At 70.9% G+C, this 18481-nt stretch carries 16 protein-coding genes; 10 read left to right on the forward strand and 6 right to left on the reverse strand.

Annotation, left to right across the window (positions count from 1 at the left end):
• Position 1: 1 nt before the first annotated feature.
• The 5 genes from BUB75_RS07945 to BUB75_RS07965 all read left to right on the forward strand — a co-directional run bounded on the left by BUB75_RS07945 (position 2) and on the right by BUB75_RS07965 (position 4264).
• Positions 2–676: an enoyl-CoA hydratase-related protein gene (locus BUB75_RS07945; RefSeq protein WP_073253580.1), complete on the forward strand. Its 675-nt coding sequence runs from the start codon at positions 2–4 to the stop codon at positions 674–676.
• Positions 677–755: 79 nt separating this feature from the next.
• On the forward strand, positions 756–1949 hold the full coding sequence (locus BUB75_RS07950; protein WP_073253583.1) for an FAD-dependent oxidoreductase: 1194 nt from the start codon (positions 756–758) through the stop codon (positions 1947–1949).
• 10 nt (positions 1950–1959) lie between these two features.
• Positions 1960–2799, forward strand: coding sequence for a PfkB family carbohydrate kinase (locus BUB75_RS07955; protein ID WP_073253585.1), 840 nt, complete (start codon positions 1960–1962; stop codon positions 2797–2799).
• Positions 2796–3443, forward strand: a complete 648-nt coding sequence (locus tag BUB75_RS07960) for a nucleoside/nucleotide kinase family protein (protein ID WP_218617367.1) — start codon at positions 2796–2798, stop codon at positions 3441–3443. The genes BUB75_RS07955 and BUB75_RS07960 overlap by 4 nt, the downstream gene beginning before the upstream one ends.
• 113 nt (positions 3444–3556) lie before the next feature.
• Entirely contained in the window at positions 3557–4264 is a 708-nt protein-coding gene (locus BUB75_RS07965) for a hemerythrin domain-containing protein (RefSeq protein ID WP_073253588.1), read from the forward strand.
• Between the two features lie 75 nt (positions 4265–4339).
• Here BUB75_RS07965 and BUB75_RS07970 read toward each other — a convergent pair whose 3' ends face one another.
• From BUB75_RS07970 to BUB75_RS07980, 3 genes are all read right to left on the reverse strand, one after another.
• Entirely contained in the window at positions 4340–5218 is an 879-nt protein-coding gene (locus BUB75_RS07970; protein ID WP_425430872.1) for an alpha/beta hydrolase family protein, read from the reverse strand.
• Positions 5219–5319: 101 nt separating this feature from the next.
• Positions 5320–7428: a methyl-accepting chemotaxis protein gene (locus BUB75_RS07975; protein WP_218617368.1), complete on the reverse strand. Its 2109-nt coding sequence runs from the start codon at positions 7426–7428 to the stop codon at positions 5320–5322.
• Between the two features lie 97 nt (positions 7429–7525).
• The gene (locus tag BUB75_RS07980) at positions 7526–9034 is read right to left on the reverse strand and encodes an MFS transporter (RefSeq protein WP_073253599.1); all 1509 of its coding nucleotides are present in this window, start codon (positions 9032–9034) and stop codon (positions 7526–7528) included.
• Positions 9035–9189: 155 nt separating this feature from the next.
• Here BUB75_RS07980 and BUB75_RS07985 point away from each other — a divergent pair, with 155 nt between their 5' ends.
• Positions 9190–10152: an Lrp/AsnC family transcriptional regulator gene (locus BUB75_RS07985; protein WP_073253603.1), complete on the forward strand. Its 963-nt coding sequence runs from the start codon at positions 9190–9192 to the stop codon at positions 10150–10152.
• Here the strand turns inward: BUB75_RS07985 and BUB75_RS07990 are convergent.
• The 3 genes from BUB75_RS07990 to BUB75_RS08000 form a co-directional block, all read right to left on the reverse strand.
• Positions 10149–11171 carry a WD40 repeat domain-containing protein gene (locus BUB75_RS07990; protein ID WP_073253606.1) on the reverse strand — a complete coding sequence of 341 codons (1023 nt, stop codon included), beginning with the start codon at positions 11169–11171 and terminating at the stop codon, positions 10149–10151. The two genes, BUB75_RS07985 and BUB75_RS07990, sit on opposite strands and share 4 nt — an antisense overlap.
• 68 nt (positions 11172–11239) lie before the next feature.
• The gene (locus BUB75_RS07995; protein WP_073253610.1) at positions 11240–12409 is read right to left on the reverse strand and encodes an acyl-CoA dehydrogenase family protein; all 1170 of its coding nucleotides are present in this window, start codon (positions 12407–12409) and stop codon (positions 11240–11242) included.
• A gap of 10 nt (positions 12410–12419) precedes the next feature.
• A complete protein-coding gene (locus BUB75_RS08000; protein WP_073253614.1) occupies positions 12420–13568 on the reverse strand; it encodes an acyl-CoA dehydrogenase family protein in 1149 nt (382 codons plus the stop codon).
• A gap of 100 nt (positions 13569–13668) precedes the next feature.
• On the opposite strand from BUB75_RS08000, the gene BUB75_RS08005 reads away from it, so the two are divergent.
• From BUB75_RS08005 to BUB75_RS08025, 4 genes are all read left to right on the forward strand, one after another.
• Entirely contained in the window at positions 13669–14340 is a 672-nt protein-coding gene (locus tag BUB75_RS08005; protein WP_073253618.1) for a TetR/AcrR family transcriptional regulator, read from the forward strand.
• Between the two features lie 7 nt (positions 14341–14347).
• The gene (locus BUB75_RS08010; protein WP_073253623.1) at positions 14348–14770 is read left to right on the forward strand and encodes a DUF5709 domain-containing protein; all 423 of its coding nucleotides are present in this window, start codon (positions 14348–14350) and stop codon (positions 14768–14770) included.
• Positions 14771–14875: 105 nt separating this feature from the next.
• Positions 14876–17440, forward strand: coding sequence for an FdhF/YdeP family oxidoreductase (locus BUB75_RS48070; RefSeq protein ID WP_084740475.1), 2565 nt, complete (start codon positions 14876–14878; stop codon positions 17438–17440).
• 53 nt (positions 17441–17493) lie between these two features.
• Positions 17494–18378, forward strand: a complete 885-nt coding sequence (locus BUB75_RS08025) for a hypothetical protein (protein ID WP_143175078.1) — start codon at positions 17494–17496, stop codon at positions 18376–18378.
• The last annotated feature ends 103 nt before the right edge of the window (positions 18379–18481 follow it).

Raw genomic sequence — 18481 nt, forward strand, 5'->3', positions numbered from 1 at the left:
GATGCCCACACTCGACCGCGACGGCGAGGTCTTCGTCCTCGACCTCGGCACCGACGAGAACCGCTTCCACCCCGACTGGCTGGCCGCGGTGAACGCCGCGCTCGACGAGGTGGAGGCAGCCGACGGACCGCGCGCGCTGGTCACGTCGGCCACCGGCAAGTTCTGGTCCAACGGGCTGGACCTGGACTGGCTCGGCGCCAACCCGGACCGCCTGACGGAGTACGTCGTCGACGTGCAGGCGCTGTTCGCCCGGGTGCTGACGTTGCCGGTGCCGAACGTCGCCGCGATCCAGGGCCACTGCTTCGCGGCCGGTGCGATGCTGGCGCTGGCGCACGACTTCCGGGTCATGCGCGCCGACCGGGGCTTCTTCTGCCTGCCCGAGGTCGACATCCAGATCCCGTTCACGTTCGGGATGTCGGCGCTGATCCAGGCCCGGCTGGACAAGCAGACCGTGCACGAGGCGATGACGACGGCCCGGCGCTACGGCGGCACCGACGCACTCGCGGCCCGGATCGTGGACGCGGTCGCCGACGAGGGCAAGGTACTCGCGACCGCGGTGGAGTTGGCGCGTCCGTTGGCGGGCAAGCCGGCCGCGACGCTCGGCACGATCAAGTCGCGGATGTACTCCGACGTGACCACCGCACTCCGGGACCCGTCCGGCGCCTCGTTGGGCTGACGGGCGCGTAAGGAACTCCGTTCGGGGGTACTATTTCATCGTGTGATGAATTAGTACCCCACCGAACAGGAGCGCGGCGATGGAAGCTGATGTCTGTGTCGTCGGCGGTGGCCCCGCCGGCCTGGTACTCGGTCTACTCCTCGCCCGGGACGGTGTCAGCGTCGTCGTCTGCGAGAAGCACGACGACTTCCTCCGCGACTTCCGCGGCGACACCGTGCATCCGTCCACCCTCGACCTGCTCGCCGACCTCGGCCTGGAGAAGGAGTTCGACCAGCTCCCCGCCCGCACGGTCACCCGGTTGTCGGTCGACCTACCGGACGGCGCCTGGCCGCTCGCCGACCTCTCCCGCCTGTCGAACCGCCACCCCTACCTGGCGATGGTCCCGCAGTGGGACCTGCTGGAGATGCTCGCCACGCACGCGGCGCAGTACCCCACGTTCACGCTGCTCCGTTCGACCGAGGTCACCGACGTAATTCGCGAGAACGGCGTCGTGACCGGCGTCCGCACCGCCGAGCACGGGGACATCCGCGCCCGGCTGACCGTCGCCGCCGACGGCCGCCACTCCACCGTCCGCAGAGCGCTGAACCTGCGCTCCCGCGACTTCGGCTCGCCGATGGACGTGGCCTGGTTCCGGCTCCCCCGGCGCGACTCCGACGGCGAAGGCCTGACCGCCCACTACGGCGCGGGCCGCATCCTGATCACGATCGACCGCGGCGACTACTGGCAGATCGCGTACGTGCTGCCGAAGGACGGCTACGAGCAGCTGGTCGCCACCGGGCTGCCGGCTTTCCGGGCGTCGATCGCCGACCTCGTCCCCGCGCTCGGTGACCGGGTGGACACGATCACCGACTGGGAGCAGGTCAAGATCCTCACCGTGAAGGTCGACCGGCTGGAGCGCTGGCACGTTCCCGGTGCCCTACTGATCGGCGACGCCGCCCACGCGATGTCACCGATCGGCGGCGTCGGCATCAACCTCGCCGTGCAGGACGCGGTCGCCGCCGCCCGGATCCTGCGCGACCCGCTGCGCGAGCGTCGGCTCTCCAGCACGGTGCTCGCCGAGGTCCAGCGCCGCCGCACGTTCCCCACCGTGGGCACGCAGTTGTTCCAGCGCGCGGCCCAGTCCGCGGTGGTCCGCCCGCTGCTCGCCGGCAACCGTCCGGTGACCGCGCCGTTCCCACTGCGGCTCCTGCGCCGGTTCCCGGCGCTCCAGGTGCTTCCCGCCCGCATGGTCGGGATCGGCCTGCGGCCGGAACGGCTCAATCGCGCACCATAGGCTGCGATACATGGCGACTGGGATGTTCGTCGGGATCGCCACGGTCGACGTCGTCCATCGGTTGGAACGGCCGGTCGGCCGGAACCAGAAGGTGACCGCGCTCGGGCAGGACATCGCGGCGGGCGGTCCGGCCGCGAACGCGGCGGTCACGTTCGCCCGCCTCGGCGGGGACGCCACGCTGGTCACCGCGCTCGGCAGCCACCCGCTGGCCCGGTTCGCCGCCGACGAGCTGGCCGGGCACGGCGTAACCGTGCGGGACGTCGCGCCGGACGTCACCGTGCCGCCTGCCGTCTCGGCGATCCAGGTGGTCGATGCGACCGGCGACCGGCAGGTCTCCTCGATCAACGCCGGTGCGTACTGGGCCGGCCACCCCGCCGAGCCACCGGCCGCGCTCGCCGGCTGGGTCTCGGACGCCGACGTGGTGCTCGTCGACGGGCACCATCCGCGGCTCGCGCTGGCCGCCGCGCGGGCCGGGTCGCCGGTGGTGCTGGACGGCGGGAGCTGGAAGCCGGTGCTCCCGGAGTTACTGCCGCTGGTCGACTACGCGGTGTGCTCGGCGGTGTTCCGGCCTCCCGACGGCGTCGCGCCGCACGAGCTCGGCGTCCCGCACGTGGCCGTGACGCGGGGGCCGGATCCGGTGCTGTGGTGGTCCGGCGGGCGCTCCGGGGAGGTACCGGTACCGTCTGTCCCCGTGCGCGACACCCTCGGCGCAGGCGACGCTTTCCACGGCGCGTTCGCCCATGCGCTGGCCTGCGGTTCCTCGTTCGTGGGTGCCCTGAGCTCCGCCGCCCCGATCGCCGCGCTGCGGTGCTCGGTCCCGGGGCCGCGAGCGTGGCTGGAGCAGCTGTGACGACGAGTTTCCGGTTGGCGGGCAGCGCAGGACCGGAGATCCCGGCCGATCTGCTCGCGCACGCCCGTGCGCTGGCTTCCGGGCCTCGGCGCATCCTCGGGCTCACCGGAGCGCCCGGAGCGGGCAAGTCGACGCTGGCCGCCGCGCTGGTGGAGGCGCTGGCCCCGAACGCCGTGCTGGTGCCGATGGACGGCTTCCACCTGGCCAACGCCGAGCTGCTCCGGCTGGGGCGCCGCGACCGGAAGGGCGCGGTCGACACGTTCGACGCCGCCGGGTACGTGGCGCTGCTCCGCCGTCTGCGCGACCCGGCCGACGGCCTGGTGTACGCGCCGCACTTCGCGCGGGAGATCGAAGAACCGATCGCGTGTGCGATCCCGGTGCCCGCCGCGGTTCCGCTCGTCGTGACGGAAGGCAACTACCTACTGGTGGACGACGGGCCGTGGGCCGCCGTCCGTGAGCTCCTCGACGAGGCCTGGTACGTCGAGGTCACCGAGGACGTCCGCCTGGAGCGCCTGGTCGCGCGTCACGTCGCGTTCGGCAAGGACCCGGAGGCCGCCTGGGCGTGGAGCCACGGCACGGACCAGCGGAACGCCGAGGTCGTCGCGGCGACCCGGGACCGGGCGCACCGGATCGTGCGCCTCTAGCGGCGCGGCGCGCTCGGCGTCGGGTAGCTGACAGGAGTCGCCAAGTCCGGCGAAAGTGGCCGACAAGATCGGCGGCCGATCCTCGGAGCATCGAGCGAGCCGAGGAGAACACGATGACCGCCGTCACCACCGACAACCGTCCGCAGATCCGCCTGGCCGGCCAGTCAGCCGCCGCACCCGGTCCGCTGAACATGGACACGATGTACCTGATGCACCACGCGCTGCGTCGTGACTTCAGCCGCCTGGTTGCGGCCACCCGAGCGGTTACGCTGACCGACTCCCGCCGGCTGACCGGCCTGCACGGTCACCTCGAGTACGTGCTGCACGCCTTGCACCAGCACCACTCGGGCGAGGACGAGTTGATCTGGCCGGAGATGCGGCGCCGGGCACCGCAGGAGCACCCGCTCCTGGACGCGATGGAGGCCGAGCACGGCGGCCTGGACAGCGCGATCGACGCCGCCCGGGCGACCTACGCCGCGCTGGTGGCCTCCCCCACCGAGGAGAACCGCGGTGCCGCGGTAGCAGCCGTAGCCACGCTCGGGAGCGCGGTGGACGCCCACATGACGCACGAGGAGACCGCGGCGATCCCGCTAATGCACCGCGTGTTCAGCCACGACGACTTCGAGGCGATCGAGGTGCAGCTCCGGAGCGCGCACAGCTCGTTCAAGGAACTCGGTGCGCTGGTGCCGTGGATGGCCGACGGTGTGCCGGACGCGATCCTCCAGCAGGTGTGGGCCGACCAGCCGAAGATCCTGTGGTTCTTGTACCGGCGGATCTGGGGCCCCCGGTACGCCCGCCGCGTCGCACCGCTCTTCCGATGAGCGTCCAGGAAATAGCAGGTGGCGGCCGCCTGATCGGGCGACCGCCACCGTTGATCTACCTGATCTACCTGCAGATCAGATCGGGCAGGTGTTCCGGTACTCGGAGATCCCGAGACCACCGGGGCCGGGGCAGAGGAACTGGGAGTAGCGGGTGTCCTCGTCGACGAACCGCTTCAGCCAGCTGATCATCACCTTCGCCACGTTGTCGTCCGGCGTCTGCGGGAAGAAGTGGCTGCCGCCGCGCAGCTCCAGGTACGCCTTCTCCGGCGATCCGAGCGACGTGTAGAACGGCTCCGAGTGCGACGAGACCGGAGCGATCGTGTCGGACGAGCCACCGATGATCACGGTCGGGACGCGCTGCCGTGTCCAGCTCTTCGTGAGGTTCCACGGTGCGAGCGGGATCGCGGCCTTCAGCGACGGCCGGTCCAGCGTCGCTTCGAGCGTGCCACCGCCGCCCATCGAGTGGCCGGCGACCGCCAGCCGGTTGCGGTCGATGCGGCTCGCGGCCGGGCTGCTCGAGACCGCCCAGTCGAGCGCGGCCAGCAGCTGGTCACCGCGCTGCGCCGGCTGGTCGAGCGTCGTGTTGGTCTCGATGCCGATCACCACGAAGCCCTGGGACGCCAGGCGCGGGCCGAGCCAGTCGAGGCTGGACCAGTAGGCGGTGAAGCCGGGTGAGATCGCGACCGCGCCGAACGTGCCCTGGCTGGTGTCGGTCGGGTAGTAGATCCGGCCACCGCCGAAACCGCGGGCGCCGGTGATGCGCGCTTCGGTGACGCGGAAGGGTCCGGTGGTCGCGGTGACGCTGGCCTCGGTGGGCGCGGGGCCCCTCCAGTACGGCCCGTCCGCAGCCTGAACGCCGCTCGGGGCAGCCGCGATGCTGCCGCCTGCGAGAGCCAGCGCGAGCGTGAGCTTGCCGATCAGTCCTAATCGGCGGGCGGGTTTTCGAATCGTCAGCACGTCGTTGTACTCCCTGCTATCGGGGGCTAACGACAGGGATTCTGACTATTGGAACTCGTCCGACGAATCGGCAATCTCGCCCATCTGACCTACCGGTGTCAGAGCGTGAAACGGGCGACCAGATCGGTGAGATGCCGGGCGGTGCCGTTGAGTTCCTCGGCCGCCTGCTGCGAGTCCCGCACCGCGTCCCTGGTCGTGTCGACGGTGATCAGGACCTCGCCGAGGTTGCGGGCGATCTCGTTGCTGCGGTCGGCGGCCACGCTGACGTTCCGGCTCATCTCGCCGGTGGCCGCGGTCTGCTCCTCGACCGCTGCGGCGATCGCGGTCTGGAAGTCGTTGACGCGCCCGATCGACGTCGAGATGCCCTCGATCGCGGCGACCGCGTGCCGGGTGTCGTCGGCGATCTCCTCGACCCGGGCGGTGACGTCCTCGGTGGCCCGCGCGGTCTCCTGAGCGAGGTCCTTCACCTCGCTCGCGACCACCGCGAAGCCCTTACCGGACTCCCCGGCCCGCGCGGCCTCGATCGTCGCGTTCAGCGCGAGCAGGTTCGTCTGCTCGGCGATCCCGTTGATCGCCTTGACCACCTCGGCGATCCGGGTGCCGGACTCACCCAGCTTCGCGATCACGTTCCCAGCCTGCTGGGAGAGGACGACGCTCTCCCGCGCGACCGCGGCGGCTTCCTGCGCGTTCGTGGTGATCTCAGCGATCGCAGCGCCCATCTGCTCGGAGCCTTCCGAGACCAGTTGGACGTTGTCGCTGACCGCGGACGCGGCGGCGGTCGCCTCGCCGGTCTGGTCGGACGCCCTGGACGAGGAGCCGGCCAGCGCGGTGCCCGCCGCCGACACCCGGCCGGCGGCGCCGGTGACCTCCCTGGACGCTTCGCTGATCCCGCCGAGCAGCTGGCGGAGCTCGGTGATCGCGGTGCGCAGCGCGCCGCCCATCCGCCCGATCTCGTCGTTTCCGCCCACCGGCACGTCGACGGTCAGGTCACGCCGGGACAGGCCGACGATCGCGTCGGTCAGGGTTTCCATCCGCGCGGAGATCCGGCGGGCCCAGATCCAGGCGATGATGCCCCCGACCACCGCCAGGACCACGGCGGCGAGCACGAACGCCCAGAGCATCGCGCGCCGCCCGGAGTTGATGTCGTTGATCGCTCCGGCGTTGTCGGGTGTGTAGGAGGCGACCGTGATCGCCCAGCCGTAGGCCGCGTAGTACGAGATCGCGACCTGGGTCGTGGCCGGTGTGTCGTCCCCGATGCCGGGCAGCGTGTAGCTCGCCTTGGTGGTCTCGTTGGTATCCAGGGCGGTCGCCTTCTCGATGATGTCCTGGACGTAGGCGGTGCCGTTGGCGTCCTCGTCGTCGAGCGCCTCGGCGTCGATCCGGTCGGGGTCGGTGGCCGCGATGACGCGTCCCTTGTCGGCGGTGAGCGTGCTGTAGACGGTGACGCCGCCGTTCTCGCCGACCTTGGTCGCGGCGATCGCGTCCCGGAGCGACGCGGTCGCCTCCGACTGCGGCGTCCCGACGTAGATCGCACCGATGACCTGCCCGGACGCGTTCTTCAGCGGGTTGTACGCGGAGACCTGCCAGGTGTCGACGACCTTCGCGACGCCGCGGTAGGGCTTACCGCTCTTGATCGCGGCGGCGACGGCGTTCGCGGTGCCGTCGGCCGCGGTCGCCGGGATGAACGTGCCGATCGCGCGGGCGCCTGCCTTCGTACGGACGTTCGTGGCGACGCGGAGCAGGTCACCGGCGGTGTTCATGCGCTGGAACACGGTCACGGTGCCGCCGACCATGCCGTAGAGGTCGTCCACCATCGGCGTCCGGACGTTCGTGTTGCGGTTCTGGCCGAGCCAGGTCCCGCCGACGAGCAGGCGCGGCAGCGTGACCGTGCGGGTGGCCTGGGTGGTCTGGTTGACCGCCGACCAGGTCGCGGTGGTGTCTGCGAGCCGGACGCCGCCGCGCTGGGACAGCTCGGCGAGCGCGACCGTCATGCCGCGGTTGACCTCGGCCTGGATCGCGTCACCTGCGGTGCTGGTCAGGCGGTCGACGCCCTGGGCGACGTGGTCGAGGTCGGCCGTACTCAGCGTCGAGACGTTGGCGCGGGCGTCGTCGCTGAACTGGTTCGTCTGCCAGGCACCGACGATCACCAGGACGATCGCCGTGCTGACGACCCCGCCCACCCCCAGCGCCAGGAGGCGGTGCTTCATCTGCAGGCCACCGGTCATCCGCATGCGCCCCTGATCGGCGGCGCGCGCGCCGATTCAAGGAGACCGCTCCCGATTTACTCCGCGTGCACAACCTTTGTCAGCCGACCGGGGCCGGGACCGCCTGCTCGGCCGCGGGGGCGGATCGCCGCTGGGTGAGGACCAGCGTCAGCACCGCGCCGATCAGCGCGACCGCCGCGCACAGCAGGAACGACCAACGCAGCCCGGACGCGAACGCGGTGTGCACGAGGTCGTCGATCGCGCTCCGCTGCTCGGCCGGCGCGGTGCCGGTCACGACCCGCGCCTGCCCGCCGGTGAGCAGCTCCGCCACCCGGTGAGCGTCCGGAACCTCGTCCCGCACGGTGTTCTCGACCCGGCCGGCGAACACACCGCCGAGCACCGCGATCCCGAGAACGAGGCCGAGCTGGCGGAACGTGGTCACCGCGCCACCGGCCATGCCGCTGCGCTCCCGGGGTGCGGCGGCGAGCGCTGCGGACGACAGCGTCGGCATCACGGTGCCGACGCCGATGCCCATCACGATCAGGCCGGGCACCAGCACGGTCCACGACGAGCCGCTGCCGACCAGCGCCTGCAGCGCGCTACCCGCGCTGATCAGCACCAACCCGCCGCCGATGATCAGGCCCGGCGCGACCCGGTCGTGCAGCAACCGCCCGGCCAGCACCGAGCAGACCAGCGACGCCAGGCTGAGCGGCACGAACACCGCGCCGGCCGCGATCGGGCTCAGCCCGAGCACCGACTGCAGCCACAGCGACGTGAACGCCATGACGCTGAACGCGGACAGGTTGATCGCGACCGCCGCGACCATCAAACCGGTGAACGCGGGCCGCTTGAACAGCGACAGGTCCAGCATCGGGTAGGCGCGGGCCCGCTCCACCACGATGAACACGGCCAGTGCGGCGAACCCGAACCCGAACGCGATCAGCGCGGCCGGCGCGGTCCAGCCGTCCTCGCCCGCGCGGATGAGCCCGTACGTCGCCGCGCTGGCGGCGAGCGTGAACGTGACCACGCCGGCCGGGTCGATCCGCGCCGCCGGGTCGTTCGACTCGGCGAGCACCCGCATCGCCAGCACGACCGTGAGTACGCCGATCGGGACGTTGACCAGGAAGATCGAGGGCCAACCGTAGTGCTCGGTGAGCAGCCCGCCGAGGATCGGGCCTGCCGCCGTTGCCGCGCCGTTGATCGCACCCCAGATCCCGAACGCGATGCCCCGGTCCTTGCCGGTGTAGGCCGTGTTGATCAGCGCGATCGTCGTCGCGAACATCGCTGCTCCGCCGATGCCCTGGATGCCACGGGCGACGATCAGCGTGGTGGAGCTGTCCGCCAGCGCGCAGCCGAGCGAGGCGATCGCGAACAGCGTCATGCCGATCAGGTAGACCCTCTTGCGGCCGAACCGGTCGGCGGCCGACCCCACGCCGAGCAACAGCGCAGCCAGCGCGAGCGCGTAGATGTCGATCACCCACTGCAGGTCCCCGAGGCCGGTGTGCAGGTCCGCGGCGATGTCGGGCAGCGCGACGTTCACGATCGTGACGTCGATCAGCAGCATGAAGGTGCCCAGGCTGATCGCGATCAGCGGCATCCACTTACGCATGTCGTCGTTCCTCTTCCCGGGGCGGGTGCCCTTGCACGAGTCAACTGTTCCTGCCGCTGCGCCCGACCGCCATTCAGGAAGCGTGGCGCGGTGGATTTCGACATCTGCGTGGGAATCACGGCGGATATCCTCGCCGATGAGGTCAGGAGGTGGGGATGCTCGACGAACTCGACCGACAGATTGTGCACGCGCTGGAGGTGGACGGCCGGGCCGCGTTCAGCCGCGTCGCGCAGGTGCTCGGCGTCTCCGACCAGACGGTGGCGCGACGCTACCGGCGGCTCCGGGCGGAGGAGAGCGTCCGCGTGGTCGGCAACCTCGACACCTGGCGGATCGGCGCGGTGTCCTGGTACTTGCGGCTGCAGTGCACCCCGGACGCCGCCCAGTCGATCGCCGGAGCGCTGGCGCGGCGCCCGGACACCGCGTGGGTGCGCATGACGTCCGGCGGCACCGAGATCAGCTGCGTCACCCGGGCGCGCTCTCAGGCCGACACCGACGCACTGCTGCTGGAGAAGCTGCACCGGACGCCGCGGATCGTCGGGATCAGCGCGCACGCGCTGATCCACATGTACTACGGCGGGAACGAGTCGTTCCTCCGCAAGGTCCAGGTGCTCAGCGACGATCAGGTGGCCGCGCTCAAACCGCCGTGGGCAGGCGAACCCGCCGGCGAGGTGCCCGAGCTCGGCCCCGGCGACCGGGCCCTGCTCTCAGCGCTGGCCCGGGACGGGCGCACCGGGCTCCCGGAGCTCGCCGTGGCCACCGGCTGGTCCGAGACCAGGGTCCGCCGTCGGCTGACCGAGCTGCGCCGGAGCGGCGTCCTGTTCTTCGAGGTGGACGTTCCGGGCCCGGCGCTCGGGCTGGCGATGTCGGCGATGATGTGGCTGTCGGTGGCGCCGCACGCGCTGGTGCAGGCCGCGGAGACGCTGGCCGGGCATCCCGAGGTGCCGTTCGTCGCGGCCACCACCGGGTCGACGAACATCGTCGCGAGCCTGGTGTGCCGGGACGTCGGTGCGCTGTACGAGTACCTCACGAACCGGGTGGCCGCGATCCCGGCGATCAACCACATCGAGACGAACCCGATCGTCCGGACGTTGAAGCGCGAGGGCGCGCTGCTCGCCTAGGCTGGCAGTTTCCACACCTTCACGTCGCCGTGGTGCCCGCCGGTCGCGAGCGTGGTTCCGTCCGGGCTGAACGCCACGACCGTGACGCCCTCGGCCTGCTCGTCGAGCGCCCCGCGGACCGGTGTGCCGTCCTCGGCGCTCCACAGGTCCGCGCCCCGGGTGCCGGCGGTGGCGAAGTATCGGCCGTCCGGGCTGACCCGGAGGCTGGCAGCGTTGTCCGCGTCGATCTTGATCGGAGCGGTGCGCAAGGCTCCGGTGGCCGCGTTCCAGATCCGGACGACCCCGGCGTTGTCGCCGGTGTAGATCGTCGCTCCGTCCGGGCTGAAGGCCACGGCCAGCACCCCGTCCTGATGGCCGGTCAGCGGGGCACCGTGCGGCTTTCTGGTCCGGGCGTCCCAGAGCCGGACGGTGTCGTCGAACGCCGCGGTGGCGAGCAGCCGGCCGTCCGGGCTGTAGGCCAGGTCGAAAATCAGGTCGTCGTGTGCCGCCAGGGGCGCGCCGAGCTGCTCCCGGGTCCGGACGTCCCACTGGCGCACGATGCCGTCGCCTTCCCCGTCGGTGATGGTCTTCCCGTCGGGGCTGAACGCGAGGTCCAGCGCCGGCACGTCCGGGATCGGCGGGCCCACGGGCTTCCCGGTGGTGGAATCCCAGAAATGCACGGCGCTGTCCTCGCCATGGGAGGCGAGCAGGCGGCCGTCCGGGCTGAAGGTCAGCGCGGACGGGCAATCCTGGGTGAACAGTGGATCGCCGCGACGCTCGCCGGTCGCGGGGTCCCGGCGTCGTGCGGTGTTCCCCGCGACGCTGACCAGCGCACCACCGTCCGGGCGGAACAGCAGATAGCTGACCTCCTCCCCCTCGTCGTCGTCGGCGCAGAAGTCCCCCTCGTCGCCGTACTCCGACGCCGCTTCGGAACCGCTCCGGACGACGCCGGCTCCGAGGCATCCGACGCAGGTCACGACGAGCAACCCCACGAGACCACCGATCAGCCACTTCCACCGGGAAAAATCGTTATCGGCCACGAAGGGCGATGCTGTCGTAAGACACGTCAGAGCGGGAGCTTCCTGTCGTGCCTACGACGGCAACGTCTCTAGAAGTCCGCGGCGACCGGGACGTGTCCCTTCAGGACGTTGCGGGCGATCGTGCGGCGCTGGATCTCGTCGGTGCCCTCGTAGATGCGCAGCAGCCGCAGCTCCCGGTACCACCGCTCGATCGGCAGCTCCCGCGTGTACCCCATGCCGCCGTGGATCTGCAGTACCCGGTCGACGATCTCGTTCGCCTTCACGCCGCCGTAGAGCTTCGCGATCGACTGGGCCTGCCGCGAGTCCCGCCCCGCCTCGACCTGCCAGGCCGCGTGCAGCACGAGCAGCCGCAGCGCCTGCAGCTCGACGACCGAGTCGGCGATCATCCACTGGATCGCCTGCCGCTCGGACAGGGGCGCGCCGAACGTCGAGCGGGTGTTCGCCTGCTCCACGGCCATCTCGATCAGCCGCTCGCACGAGCCGATCGCCCGGGACGGCAGCAGGTACCGGCCCTGTCCGATCCACTGCAGGGCCAGCGCGAACCCGAACCCGACCTCGCCGAGCACGTTCTCGGCGGGCACCCGGACGTCGTCGAACACCAGCGCCGCCGGACCCCACTGGCCCATCGTCTGGATCGGCTCCGACTTCCAGCCCATGTCCCGGTCGACGAGGAAGCAGGTCACCCCGCCGTTGGCGCCCTTAGTACGGTCGGTGACCGCGAACACCATGACGAAGTCGGCTTCGTTGCCCTGGGTGATGAACGTCTTCTCGCCGTTGATCACCCACTCGTCGCCGTCCCGCCGCGCCGAGGTCCGGATCGCCTTGGCGTCCGAACCGGCGCCCGGCTCGGTGATCGCGAAGCAGGAGATCCGCTCGCCCTCGATCGTCGGCAGCAGGTAACGCTGCTTCTGCTCCTCGGTCGCGTGGAACAGGATGTTGTCGGCGCTGCCACCGAAGCGGAACGGCACGAACGTCCGGCCCAGCTCGGCCTCGATCATCGACGCGGTGATCGCGCCGAGGCTCATGCCGCCGTACTCCTCCGGCGTGAGGATTCCCCAGAAACCCGACTCGCGGGCCTTGAGCTGGAGCGCGCGGATCTCGGCGCGGGTCATGCCCGGTTCGCCGGCCCGCTCCCGGCGGAGCACCTCCGGCTCGAGCGGCATCAGCTCGCGTTCGACGAACGTCCGAACCCAGTCCCGGACGCCACGCTGCTCATCGGATAAGGCGAAGTCGACCACGGCATTCTCCTTAGAACGCGTTCAGTCCGGTCAGCGCACGGCCGATCAGGAGCTTCTGGATTTGACTGGTGCCCTCGTAGAGCGTCATCACTCGGGCATCACGCAGGTACTTCGAGACCGGGTACTCGTCCAGGTAGCCGTAGCCGCCGAACACCTGGACGGCCAGGTCGGCGACCTTCACGGCCGCCTCGCTCGCGAACAACTTGGCCATCGACGCCTCGGTGCCGAACGGCTGCCCGCGATCGATCAGGTCGGCCACCCGCCAGGTCATCAGGCGGGCGGCGTCGGTGGTCACCGCGGCGTCGGCGAGCATCTCCTGGACGAGCTGGTGCCCGGCGATCGGCTTGCCGAACTGTGTGCGTTCGCCCGCGTAACGGATCGACGCTTCGAGCGCGCCCCGGGCGATGCCCACACAACCGGCGGCGACCGACATGCGACCTTTGTCCAGAGCGGACATCGCCACTGTGAAGCCTCGCCCGACGTCGCCCACCACCGCGTCGTCGCCTACCCGGACGTCCTCGAAGAGCAATTCGGCAGTGGGCTGACCGCGGAGGCCGAGCTTGCCGTGGACCTCACGCCGGGTGAAACCCGGCGTGGACGTCGGGACTGCGAACGCGGTCACTCCGCGCGGGCCCGGCTCGCCGGTCCGCGCGAACACCAGGGCGACGTCGGCCCAGGTGCCGTTCGTGATGAACATCTTCGAGCCGTTGAGCACCCAGCCGTTCCCGTCGCGGGTCGCGCGGGTGGCGAGGTTGCCCGCGTCCGAGCCGGTGTCCGGCTCGGTCAGCGCGAAACAAGCCAGCGCGTCGCCGGAGCACAGCTTCGGTAACCAGGCGGCCTTCAACTCGGGAGAGCCGTACGCCAGCAGCGACTTCGCGACCAGACCCAGCGAGACCGAGACCAGGCCGCGGACCGCGGAGTCGCCCCGGCCCAATTCCTCCAGCGCCAGGCAGTAGGCGAGGTGATCCATGCCGGACCCGCCGTACTCCTCGGGGATCGTCAGCCCGAGGAACCCGACCTTGCCCAGCTTGCCGACGATCGCGCGGTCGACCGATTCGGCCCGGTCCCAGGCGATCGCGTGCGGCACGACCTCGGTGTCCACGAAGTCACGAGCGACGTCGCGGAGCTGGACGTGGTCGGCGGTCAGGCCGAGATCCATGAGGTGCCCCCATCAATCGAACTCTGGTCACCGAACACTGTTAGGTGACGGCTAGGCTAAGCCTGTCCGGCGACCGCAGGCAAGACGGAGGGAGGTGGGCATGGCCCGCCCCAGCAGCCCGCTGCTGACCCGCGAACGCATCCGGACGGCGGCGTTGGCGATGATCGACCGCGACGGCCTGGACGGCTTGTCGATGCGGCGGCTCGCCGCTGACCTCGGCGTTCGCGCCGCGTCGCTGTACGGCTACCTGGCGACGAAGGACGAGTTGCTCACCGACCTGGCCGACGATGTGCTGACCGGCGTCGACAGCAGCGGTTTCTCCGAGGGCTGGCGGCACGGCCTGACCGTGTGGGCGCGGTCGTACCGGGAAGCGCTCGCCGCACACCCGAACCTGGTGCCGTTCCTGGCACACTCCCCCGGACGGCGTCCGCAGGCGCTGCGTCATGCCGACGCCGTGCACGGCGGCCTGACCAGCGCAGGCTGGCCCGCGCGATACGCGACGATGATCGGCGCCTCGACGAAGTACCTGGTGGTGGGCGCGGCGATGACGTCGTTCTCCGGTGGTTTCGCGGACGACGTCGAGGTGTACGTCGGGCGATATCCGAACCTGAGCCAGGCGCACCTGCTGGCCGGGCACGAGGAGATCGACCGGGACAGCTTCGAGCTGGCGCTCACTGCCTTCCTGGACGGGCTTTCCCGCCTGCACGAACAGGTCGCGCGGCACGATTCAGAACCCGGCGTACGATCCGGCTCGGAGAATCCCTTGAAGTGAGGACGCGATGAGCGAGACCCGGCCTGACATCGACGGCGTCGAGGACGACGGCGTGCTCGACCCTGCGGACAGCCTCGACAGCGACGACCTGCGCAGCGACGTGCTCGATCGGGGCGTCGACGCCGGTGACCGCTACCGCGCGTCGGACCGGTTCGGCACCACCGCGGCGGAGCAGGCGCGCGGCGAGAGCCTCGACCAGCTCCTGGCCGAGGAGGAGCCGGACGTCAGCGCGGACTTCGACGACGAGGACGAAGACGCTCCGGCGGACCTCGGTTCGTCGCCGCAGCAGCGGGCCGGCCGCCTGGTGGAGCCGGACGAGGGCGCCCACGAGGACGAGGACGCCGAGGCCTACGCGATCGACGCCGGAATCGACGGCGCCGGAGCGAGCGCCGAAGAGGCCGCGATCCACCTCGTGGACGACGAACGCTAAGTCGAACCGGAGCCGGGCTTCCGCCGCATGGAAGCCCGGCTTTGCTGTGCTTAGGCTCGGGTAGAGGATCAGTATTCGAGCCCCGGAGATCGTGAGGTACCGGAGATGGTCACCAAGCCCCCCACGTCGGACATCGACGAACGTGAGCTGACCGTCACCCCGGCCAAGCACTACGCGGCCGGCATTCCCGCTGTGGTTCAGTCGCTACGGCACGCGGGTCGGCAGATGAGCGCCGGACGGACGCTGCTCACGCTCGCCAAGGTCAACCAGAAGGACGGCTTCGACTGTCCCGGTTGCGCCTGGCCCGACCCTGATCACCGCAGCGTGGCGGAGTTCTGCGAGAACGGCGCGAAGGCCGTCGCCGAGGAGGCGACCGAGCGCCGGGTGGACGCGGACTTCTTCGCCGCGTACTCGGCGGTCGACCTGGCCGACAAGACCGACTACTGGCTGGGCCAGCAGGGCCGGCTCACCGAGCCGATGTTCCTGGCCCGCGGTAAGCAGCACTACGAGCCGATCTCGTGGGACGCGGCGTTCGATCTGATCGCGTCGGAGTTGGCGGCGCTGGACTCGCCGGACCAGGCGTCGTTCTACACCTCGGGGCGGACCAGCAACGAGGCCGCGTTCCTGTATCAGCTGTTCGTCCGGGCGTTCGGCACCAACAACCTGCCGGACTGCTCGAACATGTGCCACGAGTCGTCCGGCTCGGCGCTGATCGAAACGCTCGGCGTCGGCAAGGGCAGCGTCTCGCTGGAAGACCTCTACAAGTCCGACCTGATCTTCGTCGTCGGGCAGAACCCCGGTACCAACCACCCGCGGATGCTCTCCGCGCTGGAGAAGGCCAAGAAGGCCGGCGCCTCGATCATCGCGGTGAACCCGCTGCCCGAGGCCGGGCTGATGCGGTTCAAGAACCCGCAGAAGGCGTCGGGAGTGGTGGGGCGCGGGACGCCGTTGGCCGATGATTTCGCGCAGATCCGGCTGAACGGTGACCTGGCGCTGTTCCAGGCGCTCAACCGGCTGCTGCTGGAGTCCGACGGGGCTCTCGACCGCGATTTCATCGCGAAATACACCCACGGTTTCGAGGAGTTCTCGGCGGGCCTCAAGGCCTTGAACTGGGACGACGTCCTCGAGGCGACCGGGCTGGACCGCGCCGTGATCGAGCGGATCCACCAGCGGGTGCTCGGCTCGCAGCGGATCGTCGTCTGCTGGGCGATGGGGCTCACCCAGCACAAGAACGCGGTGCCGACGATCCGCGAGATCGTGAACTTCCTGCTGCTGCGCGGCAACGTGGGGCGGCCGGGTGCCGGGGTGTGCCCGGTGCGGGGTCACAGCAACGTGCAGGGCGACCGGACGATGGGCATCTACGAGAAGCCGGCGCCCGCGTTCCTGGACGCGCTGGCCGACGAGTTCGGGTTCGAGCCGCCGCGCGAGCACGGGTTCGACGTGGTCGACTCGATCCGGGCTCTCCGGGACGGGGACGTGAAGGTCTTCGTCGCGTTGGGCGGGAACTTCGTGTCGGCGACACCGGACACCGCGGTGACCGAGGCCGCGCTGCGGAACGCTCGGCTCACCGTCCAGATCTCCACGAAGCTCAACCGGTCGCACACGGTCACCGGCGAGCAGGCGCTGATCCTGCCGACGCTGGGCCGCACCGAGCACGACCACCAGGCGAGCGGCCCGCAGTTCGTCACGGTCGAGGACTCGATGTGCGCGGTGCACGCGTCGCACGGGCGGCTCAAGCCCGCGTCGCCGCACCTGCGGTCGGAGGTCGCGATCGTCTGCGGTCTCGCCGAGCGGACCCTGGCCAAGGTAGGCAACCCACCCGCGATCGCCCGCCGGGCCGAGGCCGAGGAGGCCGACCGGCCCGAGGCCACGGCGGGCGACCGGCCCGAGGCCACGGCGGGCGACCGGCCCGAGGCCACGGCGGGCGACCGGCCCGAGGCCGCGGCGGGCGTCGCGCAGGCGGACCGGGCGGAGGCCGGGGATCCCGAGGCCGAGCCGGATGGGAGCGTGCCGGAAGCGACTTCGGATGCATCCGCGCCGGAGCGCGGCCGACCGGAGTCGGGGGGCGCGCCGAGCGGGGCCGACGAGACGCGACCGGTGGAGTTTCCGTGGGGCGAGTTCGTGCGCGACTACGACACGATCCGGGACCGGATCTCGCGGGTGGTGCCCGGCTTCGACGACTTCAACACGCGGGTGCGGGTGCCCGGCGGCTTCGTGCTGCCGCACGCGCCGCGCGACGAGCGGAAGTTCCCGACCGCGAACGGTAAGGCAAACTTCACGGTCAACGCGCTCGAGGTGATACGGATCCGGCCGGATCGGCTGATCCTGCAGACCGTGCGCTCGCACGACCAGTACAACACCACGATCTACGGGCTGGACGACCGTTACCGGGGCGTCCACTCCGGCCGGCGCGTGGTGTTCGTCAACCCCGACGACCTGGCCTCGCTGGGGATCGCCGACGGCGAGCACGTCGACCTGGTCAGCGAGTACACCGACGGCGAGCGGGTGGCGCCGGACTTCCGGGTCATCGCCTACGACACCGCTCGGGGCTGCTGCGCGGCGTACTTCCCGGAGACGAACGTGCTGGTGCCGCTCGACAGCACCGCGGAGATCAGCAACACGCCGGTCTCCAAGTCGATCGTGATCCGGTTGGAGCGCCGCGAGCCTTAAGGACGCGCTAACGGCTGGGCAACGGGTGACCAGCGACAGGTAGCGTGACGCCCGTGCCAGTTGATCCGACTCCGCGGGCGGTACCGGGCTGGTCGGTGCCCCCGGAGCCGTCCACACCGGCACCGCACGCAGCGTTACCACCGCACTCCGAAGAGCCACGCCGCTGGAACGTGCTCCTCGCCGTCGTGGTCACGGTCGCGGTCGTGATCCTCGGCGTGGTCGGCGTGACGACGACGCTCGTGGTCCGCTCCGGCTCGGAGCCGACCCAGCTCAGCGCGGTGTCCACGACGTCACCCGACGCGTCGGTGGCGCCCGCCACCGAGCCGGACGAGGACGCCGGGCAGGCCGCCGCCGGGCATGATTCCGGCACCGGCTCCCCGTCGGCGCGGGCCGCGAGCCCCACGGCCCCGGGCACGGCTGCACCCAGCACCGGACCGGCCGCGCCACCCGGCACCGCCGCGCCCGCCGCTCCGGCGCCCAGGGCTCCGGCACCGGCCGCTCCGGCGCCCGCGCCGACGACAAAGGCCCCGGCGGCACCGGCCCCCACGAAGGCGCCCGCGACCAAAGCCCCCACCAAGGCGCCCGCCCCCAAGGCACCGGAGATCAACAAGGCCGTCGCCAAGCCCGGCACCCGAGGCGCCGGGCCGTGCTCGAAGAAGCTGGCCGCCGGGTACGGCTGTCTCCAGACCTACGGCGACGTCTGGTGGGTGTACGACACGAAGGCCGACGGCCACTCCGCAGTCGTCTTTTGGGAGGTCGGCTCCGGCACCGCGAAGCGCACCGGCCAGTGCGCGAACTCGATGGGCAACGGCAAGATCGGCGTCTGCAACAAGAACTACGCCGAGGGCACGAGCGGCCGCGCCAAGGTCTGCATCATGGACTGGGACACCAAGCAGGTGCATCAGTGCACCGCGTACTTCTCGTTCAAGACCGGCTGAGCCCAGTCGCCTAGCCGACATCCGCCGCCAAGTCAGCCGCAAGTCGTCACGAAGTACCTCGCGGGACCGTCCTAGCGACACCATCTCGCTTCTAAGGGGTACT

This window comes from Cryptosporangium aurantiacum (assembly GCF_900143005.1).
GTDB classification, from domain to species: Bacteria; Actinomycetota; Actinomycetes; order Mycobacteriales; family Cryptosporangiaceae; genus Cryptosporangium; species Cryptosporangium aurantiacum.

Bases quoted from the DNA above. Each gene is read 5' to 3' on its own strand.
- BUB75_RS07945 (WP_073253580.1), top strand. From the start codon at position 2: ATGCCCACACTCGACCGCGACGGCGAGGTCTTCGTCCTCGACCTCGGC.
- BUB75_RS07950 (WP_073253583.1), top strand. From the start codon at position 756: ATGGAAGCTGATGTCTGTGTCGTCGGCGGTGGCCCCGCCGGCCTGGTA.
- BUB75_RS07955 (WP_073253585.1), top strand. From the start codon at position 1,960: ATGGCGACTGGGATGTTCGTCGGGATCGCCACGGTCGACGTCGTCCAT.
- BUB75_RS07965 (WP_073253588.1), top strand. From the start codon at position 3,557: ATGACCGCCGTCACCACCGACAACCGTCCGCAGATCCGCCTGGCCGGC.
- BUB75_RS07975 (WP_218617368.1), bottom strand. From the start codon at position 7,428: ATGAAGCACCGCCTCCTGGCGCTGGGGGTGGGCGGGGTCGTCAGCACG.
- BUB75_RS07980 (WP_073253599.1), bottom strand. From the start codon at position 9,034: ATGCGTAAGTGGATGCCGCTGATCGCGATCAGCCTGGGCACCTTCATG.
- BUB75_RS07985 (WP_073253603.1), top strand. From the start codon at position 9,190: ATGCTCGACGAACTCGACCGACAGATTGTGCACGCGCTGGAGGTGGAC.
- BUB75_RS08000 (WP_073253614.1), bottom strand. From the start codon at position 13,568: ATGGATCTCGGCCTGACCGCCGACCACGTCCAGCTCCGCGACGTCGCT.
- BUB75_RS08005 (WP_073253618.1), top strand. From the start codon at position 13,669: ATGGCCCGCCCCAGCAGCCCGCTGCTGACCCGCGAACGCATCCGGACG.
- BUB75_RS08010 (WP_073253623.1), top strand. From the start codon at position 14,348: ATGAGCGAGACCCGGCCTGACATCGACGGCGTCGAGGACGACGGCGTG.
- BUB75_RS48070 (WP_084740475.1), top strand. From the start codon at position 14,876: ATGGTCACCAAGCCCCCCACGTCGGACATCGACGAACGTGAGCTGACC.